Raw genomic sequence first — 6863 nt, forward strand, 5'->3', positions numbered from 1 at the left:
CGGTTCGGCGGTTGATCAGCCCATGGTCGAAGAAGGGTTTGCTGAACGCCAGCGTGCTGGATTTGGCGATCACCGTCTTGTCGAGGTCGAAGAAAGCGGCCGTGCGGCTGCGGGGGATGCCGCCGGCAACCTGCAAAGACGCTTGCCGCGAGGGGAACGGCTCGGAGGCGGTCATTGGTCCAGCATAGGGCTCGGGTGTCACCGGTTGCGGTGTTGCAGATGAAACGGCAGTTCACATTAGGTGCGGTTGAGCACAGTGTGTTGACAAGTCCGATCCGGGCAAAACGTTGCCTTGTTCGGATAAGACTTGCATCAGCCCCACCTGGGGTGTGTATAGTGAATGTCACTCGGCTTATGCCGAGGGTGTGTCGGCCCGACCCCCCGGGGCTGACGCATGACGACCCTCGCCTCCTCCCCCCCTGGCGGGGGTCGTCCCTTTTCCGGGTCGTTATTCGCCGGGTTCGGTTGGCGCCCTGGACTGTGTTATAGAAGCTCCCTCGGCATGCGCTGCGCCGATCGCCGTGCATTGTGCACAGTTCGGCGTTTCGTGCACAATCGCCCGGCACCGACTGGTGACCGCACCTCGGCTCCCGCACGGTGGGGGTGTGAGGGCTGCGAATCCTACGAGCCGCACTGTCGGCCTGCTGACCATGTTGACCGAGCCCGCGTTGCGCGACGAGGTGGATCGCGTCGGCGCGGCGGTGGGCGTCCGGGTGATTCACGTGGCCGGCCCGACGCCGGTGAGCCGAAAAACCTGGTCTGCCGCAGCGGCAGTGATCCTCGATGAGCAGGCCGCGGTCCGATGCGGACCCGACACCCTGCCGCGGCGCGCCCACGTCATCGTGCTCACCGGTGCCGAACCCACCGGAACCACCTGGCAAGCCGCGATAGCGGTGGGTGCGCAACGGGTGCTGACGGTGCCCGCCGACGAGGAGGAGTTGGTGCGTCAGGTCGCCGAGGCCGGCGAGACGATACGCGACGGTGGGCGCAACGGCTCCAGTGGCGAGGTCGTCGCGGTCGTCGGGGGTTGCGGCGGGGCCGGAGCGTCGCTGTTCGCGGCCGCGCTGGCCCAGACCGCCGGTGATGCGCTCCTGGTTGACCTCGACCCCGGCGGTGGCGGCATCGACCTGCTGATCGGCAGTGAGAACGTGCCCGGGCTGCGCTGGCCCGACCTGGCGCTGCAGGGTGGGCGGTTGGCCTGGTCGGCGATGCGTTCGGCATTGCCCAGGCATCCCAGGAATCCTGATGTTTGGGTCCTGTCCGGTGCGCGGCGCTGGTACGAGCTCGACGCGCGCGCTGTCGACGCGGTCGTCGACGCAGGCCGGCGCGGCGGTACGACGGTAATCTGCGATCTGCCCCGGGGGCTCACCGACGCGGCTGAAACCGCGTTGGACGCCGCTGATCTGGCCGTGTTGGTCAGTCCTGGTGACGTGCGGGCGTGTGCCGCCAGCACGTCGATCGCACCGCGGCTGTGCGCTGTCAACCCCAACGTCGGGCTGGTGGTGCGCGGACCGTCACCCGGTGGCCTGCGTGCCGCCGAGGTCGCCGATCTCGCCGGGTTGCCGCTGTTGGCATCGATGCGCGCCGAGCCGCGATTGACTGATCAGCTCGAACACGGCGGCCTGCGGTTGCGGCGCCGATCGGCGTTGGCGGCGGCGGCCCGCCGGGTGCTCGGCGTGCTGCCGTCACGTTCGCACGCGGCTGCGGTGAAGGTCGCGGCGGCGTGACCGGTTCGCTGATCGAGCGGGTTCGGCAACGGCTGGCCGCCGAGCCCGCGGAGCCCAGCCAGCTCGGGCCCCACGTGCTCGCCGCAGCGATCCGAGCCGAGTCCGGCGGCATGCTCGGCGACACCGAGGTACTGACCAACCTGCGCCTGCTGCAGACCGAGCTGACCGGCGCAGGCGTCCTGGAACAACTGCTGTGCGCCGAGGGCACAACCGACGTGCTGGTCACCGCACCCGATGCGGTATGGGTCGATGACGGGGCCGGTCTGCGACGCAGCTCGGTTCGATTTGCCGACGAAGCGGCAGTACGCCGTTTGGCGCAGCGGTTGGCGCTGGCCGCCGGCCGCCGGCTCGACGACGCGCAGCCATGGGTCGACGGCCAGCTGACCGGCCTGGGCGCTGGGGGCGGTGAGTTCGCGGTACGGCTGCACGCGATCCTGCCGCCGGTGGCGGCCGGCGGGACCTGCCTGTCACTGCGGGTGCTGCGACCGGCCACTCAGGACATCGCCGCGTTGACCGCGGCCGGCGCGATCGCGCCGCAGGCTGCTGCACTGGTCGCCGACATCATCGCCGCCCGGCTGGCGTTCCTGGTCTCCGGCGGTACCGGCGCCGGGAAAACCACCCTGCTGGCCGCCATGCTGGGCGCGGTCTCGGCCGACGAGCGCATCGTCTGCGTGGAGGACGCCGCCGAGCTGCGACCGCGACATCCACACCTGGTCAACCTGGTCGCACGGGCCGCCAACGTGGAGGGCGCCGGCGAGGTGACACTGCGCCAACTCGTCCGGCAGGCGTTGCGAATGCGCCCGGACCGCATCGTGGTCGGCGAGGTCCGGGGTGCCGAAGTGGTCGACCTGCTGGCCGCGCTGAACACCGGCCACGACGGCGGCGCGGGCACCGTGCACGCCAACAGCCCGACGGAAGTGCCGGCCCGGTTGGAGGCGTTGGCCGCGCTCGGCGGCCTGGATCGCGCGGCGCTGCACAGCCAGCTCGCCGCGGCGGTGCAGGTGCTGCTGCACGTCGGACGCGATCGCACCGGCAGACGCCGACTCTCCGAAATCGCGGTGCTGCACCACACCGAGGGCGGACGGGTGCGCACCGTCGGCGTGTGGCAAGCCGAACGGGGCACGACCGACGACGCTGTCGAACTGCGCCGGCTGCTGCGCAACCGGATACCGGCATGACGGGGCCGGCCGTCGCGGCACTGACGTTGTCGGCGGCGGCGCTGATCCCGGCGTCACCGCGGCGCCGGCTCAGGCCGGGCGTCCCGGTGCAGCGCAGGCCCCGTCACCGGCGACCGTTGCCGACCGTGGTTGCCGGGTCGGCCGCAGCCGGGTGTGCCGTCGTGTGCGTCACGGCGGTGCTGGCTGCGGTGCTTCCGGTCACCACGATGCTCGCCGCGGCGGCACTTACCGCGACCCTCGGCATGCGCCGTCGCCGCCGGACCCGTCGTCGGCACGCCGCAGCGGAGGCCAGTGCGCTGCAGACCGCGCTCGACGTCCTGGTCGGCGAGTTGCGCGTCGGTGTCCATCCGGTGCGGGCCTTCGACGTGGCCGCCGCCGAAACCGATCAGCCCTCGGTCGGTGCCGGCCTTCGCACCGTCGCGGCGCATGCCCGGCTGGGCGCTGACGTTCCCGCCGGCCTGGGCAGCGTCGCCAGGTCGTCGTCGCTCCCGGCGCAGTGGGAGCGCCTGGCGGTGTACTGGCAGCTCGCCTGCGAGCACGGCCTGGCGATATCCACACTGATGCACGCCGCACAACGCGATATCGCTGAGCGGCAACGGTTCTCGGCGCAGATCGACGCGGGCATGGCCGGTGCCCGCGCGTCCGCGGCCATCCTGGCTGCACTACCGGTGCTCGGTGTGTTGCTGGGCCAGCTGATCGGCGCCGAACCCTTCAGCTTTCTGCTCGGCGGTGGCGGCGCGTTGTTGCTGACCGGCGTGCTGCTGGTCTGCGCCGGGCTGGTCTGGTCTGATCGGATCACCGGGCGGCTGCCATGAGCACAGCCGGCGACGATGCAGAGCCAAGCGATGCGCAGGAGCGGCTGTGATGAGCTCAGCGGCGGCGCTGTTGGGGCTGGCCCTGTTGGTCGGCGCCGGTCCGACGGCGATGCGGGCGCGGGCCGGGATGCGCCCGCGCAGCCGTCCGGTACGCCGCCCGGCGGCGCAGCGCCCCGATCCGCTCGCGGTGGCGTCGAGCCTCGACGTGCTGGCGCTCTGCCTGGCGGCCGGAATGACGATCTCGGCTGCGGCCGCCGCGACGGCATGCTCGGCGCCGCCGCAACTGGCACGGGTGCTGCGCCGCGGCGCCGATCTCCTTGCGCTCGGCGCCGACCCCGCCACCGCATGGTCGTCGACACCGAACCAGCCACCATGCTCGGCCGATACCCAGACGCAGGCACTGCTGCGTCTGGTCCGCCGGTCGGGGTCTTCCGGCGCGGCGCTCGCCGAGGGCATCACCGTGCTCGCTGCGCAGTGCCGTGACGACGCCTCACACGCGGCGACGGCAGCAGCCGAACGGGCCGCAGTCTTGATCGCCGGGCCGCTCGGTGTCTGCTTCCTGCCGGCATTCGTGTGTCTGGGCATCGTTCCGGTGGTGGCCGGGCTGGCCGGTGACGTACTGCGGCCGGGTTTGCTCTGATGCTCCGCAAGTCGAACACCGAAGTTAATGGAGGAGGATACGATGAAGGGGACCAACATGTTTCGCGTTATACAAGCTCGGATAGCGCTGCTGGTGGCCGACGACTCGGGGATGTCGACGGTGGAGTACGCCATCGGAACGATCGCTGCGGCGGCCTTCGGCGCGATCCTGTACACGGTCATCACCGGCGACTCCGTCGTCTCGGCGCTGACCCGGGTCATCGGGCGTGCGCTCAACACCAACGTCTAGCCGGATTAACCCCTACTGCCGGTGCGAGCACTGTGGAAGCGGCGCTGGGGTTGGCCACGTTGGTCGCGGTCCTGGTGCTGTGCTTGGCGGGTGTCGCAGCGGTGTCCATGCAGGTACGTTGCGTGGACGCCGCTCGTGAGGCCGCTCGCCTGGCAGCGCGTGGGCAGGACCGGGCGGCTATCGAGGCCGCCCGCGCCATCGCGCCGGCCGGCGCGGCGGTGCAGGTACACCGGGACACCGAGTTCGTGGTGGCCGCCGTCACCGCGCGGTCAAGCCTATTGCCCGCGCTGTCCATCACCGCCGAGGCGGTGTCGGCTGTCGAGCCGCGCGGATGAGACCGGTTCGCTTGGTTCGGCAACCGTGCTCGCAGCGACAATGGTCGCCGTGCTGCTGGCCGTCACCGGCGGCGGGCTGTGGCTCGGTTCGGCGGTGATCGGGCGCCACCGCGCCCAGGGGGCTGCCGACCTGGCCGCGGTGGCCGCTGCCGCCCTGCTGCCGGCCGGGGCGGGAGCTGCCTGTGCCCGCGCGGCGCTGGTGGTTCGCCGGATGCACGCCGACCCTGTCGATTGCCGGGTCGACGGGCTCGACGTGGTGGTCACCGTCGAGCTGCCGGTGGTCTTCGGCGGTTGGGGCGCCGGGCCGGCCCGTGCGGCGGCCCGCGCCGGCCCGAAATAGCGTCCAGGCCGGCGTCGGCGAGTTCGTCGGCGGTAGGCAGTCGCAACGCAACCAGCCCGGCGAAGGTGTCCCCCTCCAGTTCCACCCGGTTGACGGTCACGTGCGTCGGCACCCAGCCGCCACCTTGTTGGCGCAGCCGAAGCACCCTGGTGACGGGCCCGGTGGCGGATTGCGTGGTCATCCCGGCTATCAGCGGTTCATCGTCGGGATGGAGCCGGGGAGCGTCCCCGGCATCGCGCCAGTCGTAGAACGGCGACGGCTCGTCCAGCCACTTCAGCAACCGCCAATCGGTCAGGTCGACCAGGGCGCGATGAATCCCGGGCCGGGCTAATCCCTGCAGGATCCGCTGCGCCAGCAGGTCCGGGCTCAGCGCCGCCCCCTCCAGTTCGCCGCGCCAATTCATCCCACGCGATACCAGGTGTTCACGTCCGTCGGCAGCGGTCTCCCACGCGTTGCGCGCCACGAAACCCACCCTGATGGTGGTGCCCTGCCAGTCGGTGACGTCCCAACTGCTGCAGAGCGCTTGGCCCGCCTCCACCCGGATCGCCAGCGTCATGACCTTGGTTTCATTCGGGGTGAAGTCTCGGGTCGGCAGGTCTTCGGCGAACGATCTGCCGTGCGTCGCCTCCACCTCCGGGTTCTTGCCGCTGTTGGCCAGCGACTCTCGCGTGTCGGTGGCCACGCCCAGGGTCAGATCCCATTTCAACGGGCCCGGTATCGGCCGTTCCGGTGGTTCGGCGCCGGCCGGTCCACTCCAGACATGCACGCCGTGCACCCGGCCGTCGGACATCCGCACCGGCTCGGTGCGGATCACCCGATTGTTCTTTGCGGTGATGCTGTCCCGGCGCTGGCCGGTCTGCACCGACTCGGCGATGGCCGTTTTGATGGCGGCCCGATGGGGGTTGCGGCGCAGGAACACCGCAATCGGGACCAGATTTTGCAGTCGTCGTCCCGTGGCGACCACGGTGGGCTCATCGCCCAGTGTTTCCACCAGCAACCAGTCGGCAGCCACATCCGGGATTTTACGGCTGCCGGGCTTGCGGTTGCTTGGTCAGACACCGCCGGTGGCGCGGTTCAACTCGGCCAGCACCAGCCGCAGCAGCCGCAGCGCACCGGCTTTGTCCAGCGGGTCGTTGCCGTTGCCACACTTGGGTGACTGCACGCACGACGGACATCCGTGTGGGCATTCGCACGACTCGATCGTCGCCGTGGTGGCCCCGAGCCAGATGTCGGCCGCACGGAATCCGCGTTCGGCGAACCCGGCTCCGCCCGGATGACCGTCGTAGACGAAGACACTGGGCAGTCCGCCCAGCGCCGACGGCCCCACCGCGGTCGACAGGCCACCGATGTCGCCGCGGTCACAGCTTGCCACCAGCGGCAGCAGACCGATCGCCGCATGCTCGGCCGCATGCAGTGATCCCGGGATTGCCTGCTCGTCGATGCCGCAGCGCGTCATCGAGTCGACGGTGACGGTGTACACCACCGCGGTGGTGGGCAATGTGCAGGCCGGCATATCCAGTTCGACGAAGTCGATCACCTCCCCGGTCAGTTGCCGACGCAGATAGCCGAAGACCTGGTG

General features: G+C 70.7%; 9 protein-coding genes and 1 pseudogene. 7 read left to right on the forward strand and 3 right to left on the reverse strand.

Annotated features, from left to right (window positions below):
- A pseudogene (locus tag AC2VON_RS19175) lies at positions 1-175 on the reverse strand (HAD-IB family hydrolase); the annotation flags it as partial.
- A 475-nt stretch (positions 176-650) separates the two neighbouring features.
- Here AC2VON_RS19175 and ssd point away from each other — a divergent pair.
- The 7 genes from ssd to AC2VON_RS19210 are packed head-to-tail and all read left to right on the forward strand — an operon-like array spanning position 651 to position 5284.
- Positions 651-1727, forward strand: a complete 1077-nt coding sequence (gene ssd, locus AC2VON_RS19180; protein WP_486954368.1) for a septum site-determining protein Ssd — start codon at positions 651-653, stop codon at positions 1725-1727.
- Entirely contained in the window at positions 1724-2905 is a 1182-nt protein-coding gene (locus AC2VON_RS19185; RefSeq protein ID WP_486954369.1) for a TadA family conjugal transfer-associated ATPase, read from the forward strand. Before ssd ends, AC2VON_RS19185 begins: the two co-directional genes overlap by 4 nt.
- Entirely contained in the window at positions 2902-3720 is an 819-nt protein-coding gene (locus AC2VON_RS19190; protein WP_486954370.1) for a type II secretion system F family protein, read from the forward strand. The genes AC2VON_RS19185 and AC2VON_RS19190 overlap by 4 nt, the downstream gene beginning before the upstream one ends.
- A gap of 49 nt (positions 3721-3769) precedes the next feature.
- Positions 3770-4360, forward strand: coding sequence for a type II secretion system F family protein (locus AC2VON_RS19195; protein ID WP_486954371.1), 591 nt, complete (start codon positions 3770-3772; stop codon positions 4358-4360).
- A gap of 42 nt (positions 4361-4402) precedes the next feature.
- Positions 4403-4609 carry a DUF4244 domain-containing protein gene (locus tag AC2VON_RS19200; RefSeq protein ID WP_486954372.1) on the forward strand — a complete coding sequence of 69 codons (207 nt, stop codon included), beginning with the start codon at positions 4403-4405 and terminating at the stop codon, positions 4607-4609.
- A gap of 32 nt (positions 4610-4641) precedes the next feature.
- On the forward strand, positions 4642-4944 hold the full coding sequence (locus AC2VON_RS19205) for a TadE family type IV pilus minor pilin (protein ID WP_486954373.1): 303 nt from the start codon (positions 4642-4644) through the stop codon (positions 4942-4944).
- A gap of 25 nt (positions 4945-4969) precedes the next feature.
- A complete protein-coding gene (locus AC2VON_RS19210; protein ID WP_486954374.1) occupies positions 4970-5284 on the forward strand; it encodes an Rv3654c family TadE-like protein in 315 nt (104 codons plus the stop codon).
- On the opposite strand, the gene AC2VON_RS19215 is transcribed toward AC2VON_RS19210, so the two are convergent.
- Positions 5205-6296 (reverse strand): PAS domain-containing protein, encoded by a 1092-nt coding sequence (locus tag AC2VON_RS19215; protein ID WP_486954375.1) that lies wholly within the window; start codon positions 6294-6296, stop codon positions 5205-5207. The genes AC2VON_RS19210 and AC2VON_RS19215 overlap by 80 nt on opposite strands.
- Before the next feature lie 39 nt (positions 6297-6335).
- Positions 6336-6863 (reverse strand): Zn-binding domain-containing protein (locus tag AC2VON_RS19220; protein WP_486954376.1); only part of this gene is annotated, 528 nt, incomplete at its 5' end.

The organism is Mycobacterium sp. TH-M82 (assembly GCF_057473605.1).